The organism is Mycobacterium sp. NGS26, assembly GCF_059813025.1.
Genome location: NZ_JCALDU010000005.1, coordinates 265,778 through 282,183, shown reverse-complemented (window position 1 = coordinate 282,183; position 16,406 = coordinate 265,778). Strand labels below are relative to the sequence as shown.

The following is a 16,406-nucleotide window of genomic DNA, read 5'->3' as shown; positions in this document are numbered from 1 at the left end:
CAGATCGCGGGGAAGCTCAAGCGTCGGAAAACGTCAGAACCTCGTGAAGTGGCCGCCGCGGCGTCATGAGGGGCGCTTCGCCGAGCGCGGGGGCTTCGCCGACGCGGATCAGCACTTGCTGCATGGCTTCCCGGCCGGTCAGGGAGCCGATCAGGTTGCGGCTGGACCACAGCTCCGTGAGATGGGTCAGCGGGCATGTCGCCAACCCGGCCACCGTGCACTCCAACAACACCGCGGACAACGCTTCGCCACAGCGCAGGGCCGCGTCGCGGGTGTCCTCGTCGGTCGACAGAACGAGCACTTTGGACTCGTCTTGCCCGATGTAGGCACGCCGCAGGTCGTGCGGGCCGGCCGGGAATCGACGTGCGACGTCGACCTCACCACTTTCGGCCGCCGACGGCAGCGAGCTACCCGGGATTCCCTCGACAGATTCGAAATGATTTGTCCACCAGTCCAATTCGGTATGATACGAGGAATCGTACTCGCGCAGCGATTCGGTAAGCTGTGACGCCCTGGCCAGTTCCGGGCGCAGCTCGTCGGCTAGCACGTCGAGGTGAACGGTATCCGCGTCGACCGCGCCGACGGCGTTGCGCAGCACGGGCTCCAACGACTCCCAATTGCTCGGTGCGAGGAAGGGAAGCCGATCCGTGTGGCGGTGCAGGATCGCGTCGGCGCGGCGACGGCCGTCGTCGGTGACTACGCTCATCGGGCTGAAGCCCAGTGACGCGAGATGATCGCGGTCATCCGGGTCGGGAAACCTGTCGGTGCTGGCAGCCCACCCGGCTGCCGCCATCGCGACGCGCAGATGGTCGAGGACGGCGCCGCAGCTGATGAGGGCCTCCCGCCCAGACTTGTCGGTGGAGTAGAGAATCCGGGCGTGGTCGAGGTACAGGTGCAGCCTGGAGCGCTCGGCGACCCACCGCCAGGGCTGGCTGTTGTGCAACGACGGGGCCCGGCACGCCAACTCCACCGCGGCCTTGAGTACGTTGGTGTCCACCAACGTGTCGGGCATGGTCAACCTCCGGTTCCTGTCTAAGTCAACCCTGGAACACACCCGCGCACGGCGCCAGGGTCATTGGTCCCCGGGTCGGTCAGACACTAAACATAGGAGACGCGCCATGAAACAGGCCCACCTCGCCGACCTGCGGGTCGGACGCCTCGGGCTCGGCGCGATGGGCATGTCCGTGGCCTACGCCGGCGCGGGCAGCGACGACGCCGAGTCCATCCGCACGATTCATCGCGCCATCGACCTCGGCGTCACGCTGATCGACACCGCCGAGGTCTACGGCCCGTACGTCAACGAAGAACTCGTCGCACGCGCGCTACCGGGCCGCCGAGACCGGGTCGTGCTGGCCACCAAGTTCGGCCTGATCTCGCACACGGGCCGCGACGGCCTGGACAGCAGCCCCGCCAATATCCGCATCGCCGTGGACGGTTCCCTGCGGCGGCTGGGGACCGACCACATCGACCTGTACTACCAACACCGCCTCGATCGCGGCACGCCGATCGAAGACACCATCGGGGCATTGGCCGAGCTGGTGGCCGCCGGAAAGGTCCGGCACATCGGGCTTTCCGAAGTCGGAGTGAACACCATCCGCCGCGCCCACGCGGTGCATCCCATCACCGCGGTGCAATCCGAATACTCGCTGTGGACCCGTGACCCCGAAGACGGGGTGCTCGATGTGCTGCGCGAACTGGGCATCGGGTTCGTCGCCTACTCACCGCTGGGCCGTGGCTTCCTCACCGGCGCGATCCGCTCCACCGAGGAACTGCCCGACGGCGACTACCGCAAGACCAACCCCCGCTTCTTCGACGAGAACTTTCGGCACAACCTCGAGAGCGCCGACGAGCTGCGGGACATCAGCGCCGACGTCGGCGCCACCCCGGCCCAGGTCGCGCTGGCCTGGTTGCTGGCGAAAGGCCCCGATATCGTGCCCATCCCCGGAACCAAACGCGTTGCCCGCCTCGAGGAAAACGTCGGCGCCGACGCTCTGGAGCTGACCCCCGATCAACTGGCCAGGCTGGACCGCATCACCCCCGCCGTCGGGGGCCACCACGCGGCAGCGCAGATGGGCTGGATCGACCGCTAGTCGGCGCCTTTACTCGATCTTTACCGCGTGTTGAAACCGCCCACCGACGATGGGCTACGTGACTACGCTTTTGTCGGTGGAGCTGGGGGTATTGGGACCTCTCCAGGTCCGACAGGACGGGACGCCCGTCGTGATTCCGGGCGCGAAGCCGCGCGCCATTCTCACGATGCTCGGGTTGCACGGTGGGGCGGTCGTGTCCGCCGACACGCTCGTCGAGCTGATCTGGGGAAACGACCCGCCGCGCACCGCCGACAAGGCTCTGCAGACTCATATTTCCGCGCTTCGCCGTGCCTTGGGCGACGGTTTCGTGTTGACGCAGGGATCTGGCTGGACCGCTAACACGACGGAGATCGATGCGTCGCGCTACAAAGCGGCCGCCAAGAAGGCGCGTGACGCCGCGGCCGCCGGCGACACCAGCCAAGCGGTGGCCCGCTTCGAAGAGGCGCTGACGCTCTGGCGCGGCGTACCGGAACTGCCCGACACCCAGCGGGGGACATCCGAGAAGACACGCTGGATCGAAGGGCATGCCGCGCTGGTGGAGGATCGGGCCGACGCGCTGCTGGCGGCGGGTCGCGCCACGGAGATCATCGGCGAGCTGGAGGCCGCTGTGGCCGAGGCGCCGCTGCGCGAACGGCGTTGGGGGCAGTTGATGCTCGCGCTCTACCGCGCCGGCAGGCAGGGTGACGCCCTGAGCGCTTATCAACGGGCGCGGTCGATGCTGGCGAACGAGCTGGGTGTCGACCCTGGGCCTAACCTTCGGCGGCTGGAGGCCGCGATCGTCTCACAGGACGCAATGCTGGACGCCCCTGTGGCACAACACATGTCGGCGGTGACGCGCTCCGTGACGTTCTTGCTCACCGATATCGAGGGGTCGACTGCCGCCTGGGAAGCCGACTACAAGGCGATGGCTGTGGCTCTGGCCCGCCATGACGAACTCATCGAGCAGGTCGTGACGTCACGTGGAGGAAAGCTGATCAAGACTCGCGGCGAGGGTGACGCGACATTCTCGGTCTTCGAGCGGCCGTCGGCGGCGGCCGCCGCCGCCATCGAGCTGCAGGACGCGATCACTCGGGAGCCGTGGGCGCTGGCCGAGCCCTTGCGCATTCGCATCGCGCTGCACACCGGCGAGGTCGAGCTTCGCGACGGCGATTACTTCGGCCGGGCGGTCAACCGTGCCGCGCGCCTGCGATCGCTGGCCACGGGGGGCCAGATCCTGTGCTCGGGTGTGACCGCCGAGCTCGCCATCGACTCCCTGTCCGATGAGGTCGTCCTCGTCGACTTGGGGACGCGCCAGCTGAAGAACCTCGCGCGCCCAGAGCACGTTTTCGAGCTCCGTTCGGAAAACGGTGCCGCCGTTCCTGAGGCCGAAACGGTCGACATGCCTCTGCAGCGTCCTGCCCTTCCGTCGGTATTCACCGGCCCCGGCCCGTTCGTCGGACGGGGCGACGAGCTGGGGCGACTCCTGTCCGCATGGAATAGCGCACTCGACGGGGGTGTGCGTGCGGTGCTGATCGCAGGTGAACCGGGTGTCGGCAAGACGCGGCTGGCCGCGGAATGGTCGCGGCAGGCCTACGAGCAGGGTGGCGTCGTGCTGTATGGCCGTTGCGACGAGGACCTCGGTGCGCCGTACCAGCCGTTTGCGGAAGCGCTACGCGCGCTCGTGCCCTGCCTCGGTACCGAGCGACTGCGGAGGCTGCGTGGCGTCGAAGCGTTGCTTCCGCTGATTCCCGGGCTGACCGATGTCGTGCCCGATGTGGCAGCGCCGCCCCATGCCGACCCGGACACCGAACGCTACGCGCTGTTCGACGCCGTCGTCGCACTGCTCGAAGTCGCATCGGCGAGTGTGCCCATCGTTCTGATACTCGACGACCTGCACTGGGCGGCCAAGCCCACACTTCTGTTGTTGCGGCATCTGTTGCGCTTCGGCGAGAACGGCCGCGTGCAGATCGTCGGCACGTACCGCAGCACCGACCTCGACCGCTCGCATCCACTGGCGGCGATGCTCGCCGACCTTCATCGCAGTGCCGACTCCGGCACTCGTCTGCAACTCAGCGGACTCGACGAGGACGCCGTGACCGCGTACGTGGCCGAGGCCGGCTACGACGACGAAGAACTCGCACGCGCACTGGCCTCGGTGACCGGCGGCAACCCGTTCTTCCTCATCGAGGCCCTGCGTCATGTCGACGAAAGCGGCGGCGTATGGAATCCGAGCACCCTGCCGCAGGGCGTGAGAGAAGCCGTGAGCCGCAGGCTTTCTCGGCTTCCGGGGGGAACCAACAAGGCCCTTGCCGCCGCCGCGGTGGTCGGCAGCCGGTTCTCGATCGAACTCGTCGAGCGTGTGGTGGAGGAAGATCTGGTCGACGCGTTCGACGAAGCGTGCAAGGCCGGCATCATCATCGAGGAGCCCGGCGGGTACTACCGGTTCAACCACGCACTCATCCGGCAGTCGCTGCTGACCGAGCTGCCGTCGGTGCGCCGCATGCGGTTGCACCAGCGCATTGCCACCACGCTGGAGACCCAGCCCGGCGCCGACGACGAGCGGCTGGCCGAGCTGGCGCACCACTATTTCGAATGTGCGTGGGCGGGCAACGCGGCCAAGGCCGTTGAATACTGCCGCCGCGCCGCGGACCAGGCGATGGCACGACTCGCTTACGAGGGTGCTGCCGATCTCTACGACCGAGCCCTGCATGCGCTCGAGGAACTCGACGACGAACTGCCCGACCGCGGCGACCAGATCGTTGAGCTACTGGTCGCCCGGTGCGAAGCGCTGCTGGCCGCGGGCGACGTGGCATCGGCGGCGGGCGCGGTTTCGCAACTGCAAGAGGCGGCGCATGATTCGGCTCGTCTCGCGGCATGGGCGACGTGCTTCGACGGCGAGCTGTCGATGTTGACGCACCCGGAGCGGTTGGACGAGATCGAGGCGGCCGTAGGCGCGGCGGCCAGCAAGCTGGCCGAATTGGATGACGCCGCGGGCGAGGCGAAGGCCCACACCGTGCGGGCCCAGTGCCTGGGGCGCCTCGGACGAGTCGCCGACTGCGAGACCGCGCTGGACGACGCCTTGACGGCCGCTCGGCGCGCGCGGGAGCACCGGCGGGTGAACGCGGTATTGGCGAGCGCGCCACTCGCGGCGCTGTGGGGCCCGAATCCTGTTCCGCGCGCGGGCGGACGGTGCCTTGACGTGGTGCGGCTGCTGCGGATCACGACGGACTCGCCGGCGGTGGAGGCGACGTCGACGCGGTGCCAGGCGGTGTTGGAGGCTTTCCGGGGCCGCGCGGAGGCGGCGCGTCGGATGATCGACTCGGCCCGGCGTACCGTCACCGAGCTCGGCTTACGCCACGCAATGCTCGAGGTTGAACAATTTGCCGGGATAGTCGAGTTGGTTGTCGACGATCCTGGTGCGGCCGAGCCGCATTTACGTAAGGCGTACAACGGTTTTCGTCGCATGGGGATCGACGCCGACACCGCGGAGACGGCCGCGCTGCTGGGACGCGTGTGCCTTGCGCTCGGGCGGGATGCCGAGGCTGACGAATTGTGTGCGGAGAGTGAGCGACTCGCGGGGCACGCACTGGCCCCTTCGATTGCTTGGCGCATGCTTCGGGCTCAGCTGCTGGCGCGCCGCAATGATCACAAGGAGGCCCGGCGGATTGCCGAGGCCGCGGTGACGCTTGCCGAGCGCACCGACGCGCTGGTCCATCACGGTGACGCGTGTCTGGCGCTCGCGACGGTGTTGGGTGCCGCTGGCGACACCGCAGGGGCGCGAGCCGCCGCGGAGCGGGCGGCCGACCTCTACGAGCGAAAAGGGGCTGCGGCACTTGCCGATAAGGCGCGCCAGCTGCTCGACGAGCGCGAACCCCCGACCGCTCGGGCTGAAGCGCCGGCCGTCGAACCGACCAACACTTGCGTGCAGGCGGGCAACCGGTTGATCGATGCCGTCAATCGCGAGGCCTGGGACGAGGTGGCGCAGCTACTCGCGCCGTACGTGTCGACCGAAAGTCGCCGGAAGATCGTCGGCTTTTCGCGGATCGACGTCCCTGCGAGCCAGTGGCCCGAGGATATGAAGCGTTATCTGGAGAAGGGCCTGGTGCGCTACCGCCACACGGCTCTCGCAGTGCGTGGCGAGCGACTTGCCCTCAGCCGGTTGGAGATAGGCACCACAGATCAGAGTTCAGGGTCGCCGCAGGACGAGATGCTCCAGGTATTCGGCATTGACGAGCAGGGTCGAATAGCGGTGCAAGTGAAGTTCGACGTCGAAGACGTCGACGCCGCGATTGCCGAACTCGACGCGATGCATGCGCAGTTCGAGCAGGAACAGCCGCCAGCGCTGCAATTGGAAAACGAATGTGCGCGGGTGATCCGGCGTGGGGAGGCTGCGATCGATCGCGGGGCATTCGACGAATTCGAGCAGTTGTTTGCAGCCGAGGGCTTCATCGAGAGTCGGCGCAAGATCACCGGCGGCTTTGCCCGGGACGACTATTCGGCTGGCGAAGCGCGGCGCCTAGCCCAGAATGGGGGACTGCGAATTCGGAGCCCGGTCATCGCCGTCCGAGGCGAGCGCCTGGCCCTCGCCCGACTTGAAATCGGCACGGCCGATGTGAGCCCAGGAGCGCCGCGTGACGAAATGCTCGCTCTATATGGCCTGGACGAAGACGGGCGAATCGCGCGGCAGATCATCTTCGACATCGATGACATGGACGCCGCGATGGCCGAACTCGAGGCGATGCACGCCAGATTCGGGGCGGAGCAACCAACCGTTCGCCGCCTGGCAAACAACGCAAGCCAAGCGTACGAGCGCATGCGAGCATGCTTTACCAGCCGCGACTGGGACAGACTCGCGCAGATACTGGCCGACGACATCGTTAGTGAGGACCGCCGTCGGATCGTGAATATGGGATTCCGGCAGGGCCGGGATGCTGCAATTGCCGACATGCGAGTGAACATCGACCTCGGTGTCAGAGATCTCACAGACACCGTCATCGCGACCCGCGGAGACCACCTTGCGCTCATGCGTCTCCGCGCAGGACACACCCAGGAGCCCGAAGCATTCCATGCCGAGGTGCTCAACATCATCGAGACCGATGCCGATGACCGGATCAATGCAAGCGTGACGTTCGACCTCGACGACATCGACGCTGCGTTTGTGGAGCTCGACGCCCGATACCTCGCCGGCGAAGCGGCCGCCCACGCGCATACGTGGTCGATCGTCGGACATGCTTATGCCGCGTTCAATCGACGCGAGCCTCCTTCGACGACGCCGGATTGGGTGAACATCGACCGCCGTCGCGGAGCAGCTTTCGCGCCCGGCGACACGATCGCGTATATCCAAGCGGCGTGGGAAGACTCGCCTGACACCAAGATCTACATCGCGGCGGTGCATCAGCTCAGCAACATCGGAGCTGTTGTCACTCATATGATGCATGGGACTGCGCAAGAGGGCTTCGACGCCGAGTGGCAGGACATCAACCTCGTGACCATCGAGGGCGATCTGATCAACCACTGCGAGATCTTCGATGAGGCAGACCTCGACGCCGCGCTCGCGAGGTTCGATGAGCTCAGCCGGCCGGCACCGCGGCTGGCAAACGCGGCAAGCCAGGTGGCCGACCGGTTCCTCGCACAATTCGCGGCGTGCGATTGGGACGCGATTGCGGAGCTTTTGACCGACGACTTCTCGAATGACGACCGTCGTCGGGTAGTGGGGGCGAGTATGCAACACGGCCGCGATGCCACAATCGATGATCTGCGGGCGATCGCGGACCTCTGGAGCACCACAGTGTCTTCGACCGTCGTTGCGACCCGCGGCGAGCGTCTCGCCCTAATGCGCTTTGGCTTCTCGGATAGTCAGGGATCCGAAGCGTTCCTCAGTGACATATTCGGTGTCGCGCAGATCACCGCCGATGAACGCGTCGCGGCGTTCGTGGCGTTCGACGCCGACGATTTCGACGCAGCCGTCGCCGAGCTCGACGCTCGGTACGTCGCGGGCGAAGCGGCCGCCTATGCGGAGACTTGGTCGGTGATCACGCGGGCTTACGGTGCAGTCAACCGGCTTGAGCCACCGCAGATCACACGGGACTTGGTGAACATCGACCATCGAGGCGAGACAGCGTTCGGGCCCGATGAGCTGTTCGCATACCTTCGCGCCCATCGGGAAGCCGACCAAGTCACCCATACATATGTCGAGTCGGTCCATCGACTGAACAACCGCGGAGCGGTCATCACGTACGCGGCGTATGAGACCTCGCGAGAGGGTTTCGACGCCGAGTGGCGGGGCGTCGCCCTTCTGACCGTCGAAGGTGAAATGGTCAACCGCACAGAAGTATTCGACGAGACAGACCTCGACGCCGCGCTTGCGAGATTCGATGAGCTCAACCGGCCGGCGCCGCGGCTGGAAAACGCGGCAAGCCGTGTGGACGATCGCCTAAGGGCGTACCTCGCGGCCCGCGAGTGGGCCGCGATGGCGAGCCTTCTGACTGAAGACACTTGTACCGACGACCGCCGTCGGATCGTGAATGTTGGGGTCCAGCACGGTCGTGCAGTCGCGATCGCGCAAGCCGAGGCAATGGCCGACCACGGGGTCAAGTTCGTAGCTTCGGAAGTCGTGGCAATTCGAGGAGAACGTCTCTTGCTCAGTCGTGCCCGATGGTCGGAGCCAGATCAGATGACTGAGGCGTACCACACCGAGGTGCTCGGCGTCATCGAGATCGACGCCGAGGAACGGATCGCGGCGCGGGTCTTGTACGACCCTGACGATTTCGGCGCCGCGCTCGAGGAACTCGACGCACGATACCTCGCGGGCGAAGCAGCCGCCTACTCCCGCGCGTGGTCGATAGTCACGAACGGTATAGCCGCAATCAACCGGCACGAGGTACCGCCGACCACGCCGGACTGCGTGAACGCCGACCACCGGCGAGGCAGGTCGATCGCGCCCGGCGATCTGATTCCGTATGCCCATGCCGCGTGGGACCTCACGCCGAACCTCAACATCTACGCCGAGGCCGTGCATCGCCTAAACAGCCTCGGAGCCGTCATCGCCGTCGCCGCCCGCGGCACCTCGCAGGAAGGGTTCGACGCCGAGTGGCGCGAAATCCACCTTCTGATGTTCGACGGCGACATGACAAGCAGGGGCGAGTTTTTCGAAGAGGAAGACCTTGACGCCGCCCTCGCAAGATTTGAACAGCTCACTCGGCCGGCACCCCAACTAGAAAGCGCGGCAAGCGAACTGATAGATCGTTTTGTCGCATACGTCTCGGCCCGCGACTGGGACGCCTTGGCGCAGTTATTCGCCGAGGACTATTACCACGACGATCGTCGCCGAGTAGTGAACGCCGGACTCCGAGAAGGTCGAGATGCCGCGATCGAAGACCTGCGGCTTGCCGCCGATGTCGGCTTTTCGACGAACGTGACGTTGAGAGTCATCGCGAACCGAGGCGACCACCTCGTTCTCACGCGCTCGTCCACGTCAGGCCGCGAAACCGACGCGATTCAAGTCGACGCCCTTCAGGTCATCGAGCACGCCGACGGACGAGTCACATCGGCAATTTGGTTCGATCCCGAAGACATCGACGCCGCGTTCGGAGAACTCGACGCCCGATATCTCGCAGGCGAAGCGGCAGCCCACGCGCGCACATGGTCACTCCTGGCGCAAACCTATACCGCATTCAACCGGCACGAGGTGAGCGCGACGACGCCGGACTGGATAAGCATCGACCACCGCCGGGGGATAGGTTTCGCACCCGGCGACATGATCAGTTACATCCACGCGGCGTGGGACGTCGCCCCTGATGCCAAGGTCTTCATCGAGGCAGCGCCTCGACTCAGCGCTCTTGGAGCGGTCGTCATTATCGCGGGATACGGGACCTCGCAAGAAGGATTCGACGCCGAATGGCGGGAGATCCACCTTATGACGTTCGCCGGCGACCTGATCAATCGCTGCGAGATATTCGATGAGGAAGATCTCGATGCCGCCCTAGCACGGTTCGAGGAACTCAACCGGCCGGCGCCACGATCGGAAAACATTGCAAGCCAAGTAATCAAGCGCTACTTGTCTCACTTCGCATCGCGCGAATGGAATGCCATTGCGCAGATGCTAAGCGACGATTCTGTCATCGACGATCGTCGGAGAACCGTGAACGCAGGGGTCCGCCGCGGCCAGGATGCCGTGATCGAAGACCTGCAAGCCGCCGCCAACGTGGGCTTCATGGCGATGACGGCTTCTGGCGTCATCGCTACCCGCGGTGAACGCCTTGCCCTCACGCGTTTTCGCGCCTCCGGCCGAGATGTCGAGACGACCCAGGTCGAGGGTCTTCTCGTCGTGGAGATCGACACTGACGAGCGGCTGGCCGCGGTCGTCGTGTTCGAGTCAGGTGACTTTGACGCGGCCTTCGCAGAACTCGACGCACGGTACGTGTCTGGCGAAGCGGCCGACCACACGCACACGTGGTCAGTCATCGCGGGCGCTTTCGCCGCGGTTAACAGGCATGAATTTCCCAGGCTCGCACCGGATTTGGTGAGCGTCGACCACCGCCGAGGAATGACTTTCGCGCCAGGTGAAATGGCTGCATACCTTCACGCTTCAATCGACGACGCGCCTGAAATCAGGATCTACAGCGAGTCCGTCCATCGGCTGACCAACCGCGGCGCGGTTGTCACCCTGGCGGCGCATAACAGGTCGCAACACGGCTTCCAAGCCGAGTGGCGCCTGATTAGCTTGTCGACGGTCGACGGCGACCTGATCGATCGCTGCGAACTATTCGACGAGTCGGACCTCGACGCCGCGCTTGCGAAGTTCGACGAGCTCGATCGGCAGGCACCGCGGTTGGAAAACGCGGCAAGTCGCGCCTACGAGCGCTTCTGGCGGTGCTTCGGTGCCCGCGATTGGGTGGGCATGGCGGAGGCGTGCGTCGAGGACATTGTTTCCGAGGATCGCCGCCGGGTGGTGAACGCGGGGATCAGACAAGGCCGAAATGTCATCATCGCCGACATGAAGGTCGTCGCCGAGGTCGGGACCGCCGACAACGTAACGTCGATCGTGGTTGCGACCCGCGGGGATCTCCTCACCCTCAATCGGGTTCACTCCCCGGCGCTCGAAACTGAATTGCTCAATATGGTCGAGGTCGACGCGGACAGACTGATCGAGACGGTTGTCGTGTTCGACTCCGACGACATCGATGCCGCCTTTGAGGAACTCGACGCTCGGTACCTCGCCGGCGAAGCAGCCGCTCACGCGCACATGTGGTCACTCGTTACGGCTGGGTACGACGCACTCAACCGTCACGATCAGCTCGTGACGGCACCCGACGACTACGTCATCGTCGACCACAGGCTGCGTACGAGGATCGACGTTGCCGATCTCACGGCATATCTCCGCGCGTCGTGGGACCTCACCCCGGACCTCCGCATGTACATCGAGGCGGTGCATCGGCTGAGCGACTCTGTAGCGGTCGTCACGCATACGGCATATGGCAAGTCGCGGGAGGGCTTGGATGTCGAGTGGCGAATGATCAACCTCGTTGCAAGTGACGGCGACCTAATCAATCGTTGCGAACTGTTCAATGAGGCGGACCTCGATGCCGCACTCGCGACATTTGAGGAATTGCAGACTCGAGCATCTCGGCTCGGAAATATTGCGAGCCAGGTGAACGACCGCTTCGACGCATATTTCGCCTCCCGCGACTGGGACGCGATGGCAGAGATGCTGGCTGACGACGTTTGCATCGACGATCGCCGGCGGGTCGTGAACGCCGGGACCCGCCATGGCCGGGATGCCGAGATCGCGGTCATGCGAGCGATCGCGGACGTAGGAACCGAAAACATAAAGTCTGTCGTCGTAGCGACCCGCGGTCAGCGGCTGGCTCTCCTCCGTACCCGCTTCAGCGGCAGCGACCGACGGCCCGAAGCCTTTCACTTGCACATGCTCGATATCATCGAGATCGACTCGGAACAAAGGATTCTCGCGCGCATCGCATTCGACCTTGACAACATCGACGGTGCTTTCGCAGAACTGAACGCCCGATACCTCGCCGGCGAAGCGGCCGCCCACGCGCAGACTTGGTCGGCCATCGTGCGGGCCTACTCGTCGCTCAACCGACGCGAACTACCCGCGACGACACCCGGCTGGACGAGCATTGACCATCGGCGGTTCGCCACGCTTGAAGATGATGCGTTTACCGCGAACATCCGTGCCTGGTGGGATCTCACGTCGGAAGCTCGAATCGACGTCGAGGCTGTGCATCGCCTGAGCAATTTGGGCGCAGTCATCAGCCAGGCGCCGTATATGACGTGGCAAGAAGGCGCCCAAGCAGAGTCGCGTGAGGTCTGCATGTTGACGGTCGACGGCGATCGGATCAGCCGTTGCGAGCTCTTTGACGAGGAAAACCTCGATGCCGCTCTTGCCCGCTTTGACGAGCTGCAGACACAAACCCCAAGGCTGGAAAACTTGGCAAGCCGGGTGGACCAACGATTTTGGGCTTGCATCGCGACCTGTGACTGGGACGCAACCGCGGAGCTCATAGCCGATGACATTTGCATCGAGGACCGCCGAAAGACGGTGAATGCCGGAGTCCGGCAGGGTCGGGATGCCTATATCGCGGACCTGCGAACGATCGCCGAATTCTCTCAGAACACGACGTCGACCGTCGTCGCGACTCGCGGAGCCCGCTTGGCCCTCACCCACATCCGCACCTCAAATCGCAACCTCGGGTTTGCGGCCGAACTGCTCTGCGTCGTCGAAATCGACGCCGACGGCCGGATGGTCGCGCGGATCGGATTCGACATCGACGACATCGATGCCGCGCTCGAAGAGCTCGATGCGCGGTATATCACAGGAGAGGCCACGGCCCACGCGCATACCTGGTCTGTCATCGCAGACGCCCACGCCGCGCTCAATCGGCGCGAACTTCCTGCGACGACGCCGGACTGCGTGAACAGCGACCACCGACAGGGGGCAGCGTTCGGGTCAGGCGACCTATTCGCATACATCCGTTCCGCGTGGGACCTCATGCCGGAAATTCGTGGCTATGTCGAGGCCGTGCATCGATTGCGCGATGCCGGAGCGGTCGTTACCCACGCGATCCACGGGACTTCACAAGACGGATTCGATGCCGAGTGGCGGCAGATCAACCTCTTGACAGTCGATGGCGACCTGATCAACTGCATTGAGCTCTTCGACGAGGCCGATATCGAGTCGGCAATCGCTCGCTTTGAGGAATTACAGCCGTCGGCGCCACGGCTGGAAAACGCGGCGGTCCGGGTGGGCGAGCGCTTGGCCGCGGACGTCGTGGCCCGCGATTGGGAAGCCATAGCGGAATCACTGGTCGACGACTTCATGTTCGACGATCGTCGACGAACGGTGAATGTCGGCGTCCGACGTGGCCGAGATGCCTACATGGAAGATCAGAAGGCGGTCGCCGCCCTCGGGTTCACGAACATGACGTGGGAAGTAATTGCGATCCGCGGAGAGCGCCTCGCGTTGACGCGCGCCCGCTACTCGGGCCGCGACGACGTGTTCGAAATCGAAGCCCTCCACATCCTTGAGACCGATGCCAACAACAGGTGCACGGCGGTTTTTTCATTCGACCTCGACGACATCGACTCAGCTTTAGAAGAGCTCGAAAACCGTTACCTCGCGGGCGAAGCGGCCGCCCACGCGCACACGTGGTCGGTGATTGCACACATCGTCGCCGCGGTCAACCAGCGTGAGCTACCCGCAACGACGCCAGACTGGGTAAACGTCGACCATCGCCGGGGAACAGCATTCGCGCCCGGTGATGCGATCCCATTCCTCTGTGCCACGTGGGATGAGACGCCGGACTTGGCCATTCACATCGAGACCGTCCATCGGCTAACCGACCTCGGAGCCGCCTATTCCGTGGCGGGGCGCGGAACCTCGCAAGACGGCTTCGACGCCGAGTGGCGATTGGTTCAAATTATGACAGTGGATGGCGACCTGCTCAGCCGCTGCGAGATCTTCGACGAGGCAGACCTCGACACCGTCCTCGCACGCTTCGACGAACTGCAGCCACAAACACCGCGATTGGAGAACGCCGCCAGCCGAGTGTTCGAGCGATTCCTTGCCCGCTACGCAGCCTATGACTGGGACGCCATAACGGAGATGCTGGCGGACGACATTTGCAACGAGGATCGTCGGCGAGTCGTTAACCAGGGGATCCGACACGGCCGGGATGCCACCGTCGCCAGCATGCGGGCAACTGCCGATATCGGAGGCTCGATTAGCGCGGCAACTGTCATCGCGACCCGCGGGGAGCGCCTCGTCCTCACTCGGGACTCCTTCCGTGACCAACAGTGGGAAGTCCTCGTCGAGGTGCTCGGCATCATCGAGATCGATGCCGACGAAAGGATCGTGGGACGCGTCGCGTTCGACGCCGACGACATCGACGCCGCCTTCGAGGAACTCGATGCCCGATACCTCGCAGGTGAAGCGGCGCCGCACTCACACACGTGGCGAGTAATCGCGGATGCTTGCACGGCATTCAACCGCCGCGAGATGTTCCCAACGACGCCGGACTGGGTCAGCATCGATCACCGGCCCGCGGTAGGTTTCGCGCCCGGTGACATGACCGCATACATCGGCGCCACGTGGGACGTCGCGCCAAACATCAAGGATCGCCTCGAGGTTGTGCATCGACTGAGCGACCTCGGAGCGGTCGTCACGCACGCCTCGAAGGGGACTTCGAAAGACGGCGTCGTCGCGGAATGGCGGGAGATCGCCATTCTGACTGTCGAAGGCGATTTGGTCAATCGTATCGAGTTATTCAACGAGGCAGACCTCGACGCCGCGCTGGCACGATTCGACGAGCTCGATCGGCCGGCACCGCAGCTCGAGAACGCCGCGACTCGTGCCCGTGCGCGTGTAGTCGACGCGTTGAATCGCCGTGATGTGGACGGGCTTCTGGCTGTCGCTACGGCCGACGGGGGCTATGAGGATCGGCGAAGAATCCTGCGCGACGAGGGAACGGCTCGCCCGGAATTCGTCCGCGCGCTGTTCGAGGCGACACGGGGAATGAGGTTGGAATCAGAGCCCGTCGCCGTCCGAGGATCGCGCCTCGCGCTGACCCGTGACACGTACCGCGACATCGAGGATGCCAGCCTACCCGTTACCGCCGAACACTTGACGCTCACGGAAATCAGCGGCGATGACTTGGTTCGCAGCACAGTGATTTTCGACCCTGACGACATCGATGCCGCATTCGAGGAACTCGAGACCCGGTATGTCGCCGGGGAAGCGGCGGCCCACGGCTAAGCCTCGGTCGGGGCAGCGTGGGCAGCGACGACAAGGTCGAGCGCGCTCAGAATTCCCGGGGTGGCGGCACAGACTGTGGGGATCGCGTTAACCACGCGGGCAGCTGTCGCGGCTGAACCGGGTAGCTCGCCGCCGTTGAGGGCGAAGTCGACCTGAACGGGTGGATTGCCGTCGACCGTGATCCGGGTGAGCCGTCGCGTGTCGCTGCCCGCAGCAATAGCGGGCGGCCAGTCTTCCACCGCTTCGTCAGGTATCGACCAGATCGATGAAAAGTGCAGCCGCGGTTGGCCGTCGACCATGCCTTCGAATCGCATTCGCACGCTGGCGATCGTGCCGGCGGGAATGTCCCCGGCGTCAAAGCTGTAGTGACGATCGGCAATGGCGACGTCTCGATGCTCGCGAACTGCGTCGAGAGTCAAGCCCAGTCCTTGGGCGAGGAGTCGAAGCGGCGGAGTGATGGTGCCAATCATTGCCCCGGGCGGATACATCTGGGCGTCTTGCTCGCGAGTTCGACCGAACCCCAGCATCGCGAAGAAGCCCCGCACTTTATAGGCACCGCACGGGATGCGTTCTTCGATAGATACCCGCGTGGGCAGCTCACTCATGCTCGCCGCATGCACGGCAAGGATGTCGGTGGTGAAACCCGGCGCAATGCCCGTGGCGAACAATGAGCTGTTGCCTCGGCGGCATGCGGCGTCCAGCTTCTCCCGTGATGCGACATCGAGCGATGGAGGATGAAACAGCGGGTGATATGACGGCGTGACGACGTTCTTTCCGCTCGCCAGGATCGCGCACAATTGGTCAACGACTTCGTTGGCATCGCGTCCGGATACTGCCGCGAAGTACGTGACGCAGTCGGCGTCAACCGCAAGGAAATCCTCGACGCTGTCAGTGGCCATCACCCCGACGGCCGACTCGCCAACCAGCTCGCCCGAGTCGCGGTTTACCTTATCGGCGCTGTGCACCAGTTGGCCGACCAACTCCAAACTCGGCGACCGCAGGATATGCCGAAGCGCGATCGATCCGGTGTAACCGGTACCGACATGCGCTACCCGATACATTCG

General features: G+C 64.7%; 4 protein-coding genes. 2 read left to right on the top strand and 2 right to left on the bottom strand.

Annotated elements, in window-relative coordinates; all coding sequences use genetic code 11:
- Nucleotides 1–16: 16 nt before the first annotated feature.
- Entirely contained in the window at nucleotides 17–1,012 is a 996-nt protein-coding gene (locus AC5Y6X_RS18365) for an Acg family FMN-binding oxidoreductase (protein ID WP_499988161.1), read from the bottom strand.
- 106 nt (nucleotides 1,013–1,118) lie between these two features.
- On the opposite strand from AC5Y6X_RS18365, the gene AC5Y6X_RS18360 reads away from it, so the two are divergent.
- Nucleotides 1,119–2,090 (top strand): aldo/keto reductase, encoded by a 972-nt coding sequence (locus AC5Y6X_RS18360; protein WP_499988159.1) that lies wholly within the window; start codon nucleotides 1,119–1,121, stop codon nucleotides 2,088–2,090.
- A gap of 76 nt (nucleotides 2,091–2,166) precedes the next feature.
- Nucleotides 2,167–15,342 (top strand): nuclear transport factor 2 family protein, encoded by a 13,176-nt coding sequence (locus AC5Y6X_RS18355; protein ID WP_499988157.1) that lies wholly within the window; start codon nucleotides 2,167–2,169, stop codon nucleotides 15,340–15,342.
- Here AC5Y6X_RS18355 and AC5Y6X_RS18350 read toward each other — a convergent pair.
- Nucleotides 15,339–16,403: an NAD(P)H-dependent amine dehydrogenase family protein gene (locus AC5Y6X_RS18350; protein ID WP_499988156.1), complete on the bottom strand. Its 1,065-nt coding sequence runs from the start codon at nucleotides 16,401–16,403 to the stop codon at nucleotides 15,339–15,341. The genes AC5Y6X_RS18355 and AC5Y6X_RS18350 overlap by 4 nt on opposite strands.
- Between the last annotated feature and the right edge of the window lie 3 nt (nucleotides 16,404–16,406).

Bases quoted from the DNA above. Each gene is read 5' to 3' on its own strand.
- AC5Y6X_RS18365 (WP_499988161.1), bottom strand. From the start codon at position 1,012: ATGCCCGACACGTTGGTGGACACCAACGTACTCAAGGCCGCGGTGGAG.
- AC5Y6X_RS18360 (WP_499988159.1), top strand. From the start codon at position 1,119: ATGAAACAGGCCCACCTCGCCGACCTGCGGGTCGGACGCCTCGGGCTC.
- AC5Y6X_RS18350 (WP_499988156.1), bottom strand. From the start codon at position 16,403: ATGTATCGGGTAGCGCATGTCGGTACCGGTTACACCGGATCGATCGCG.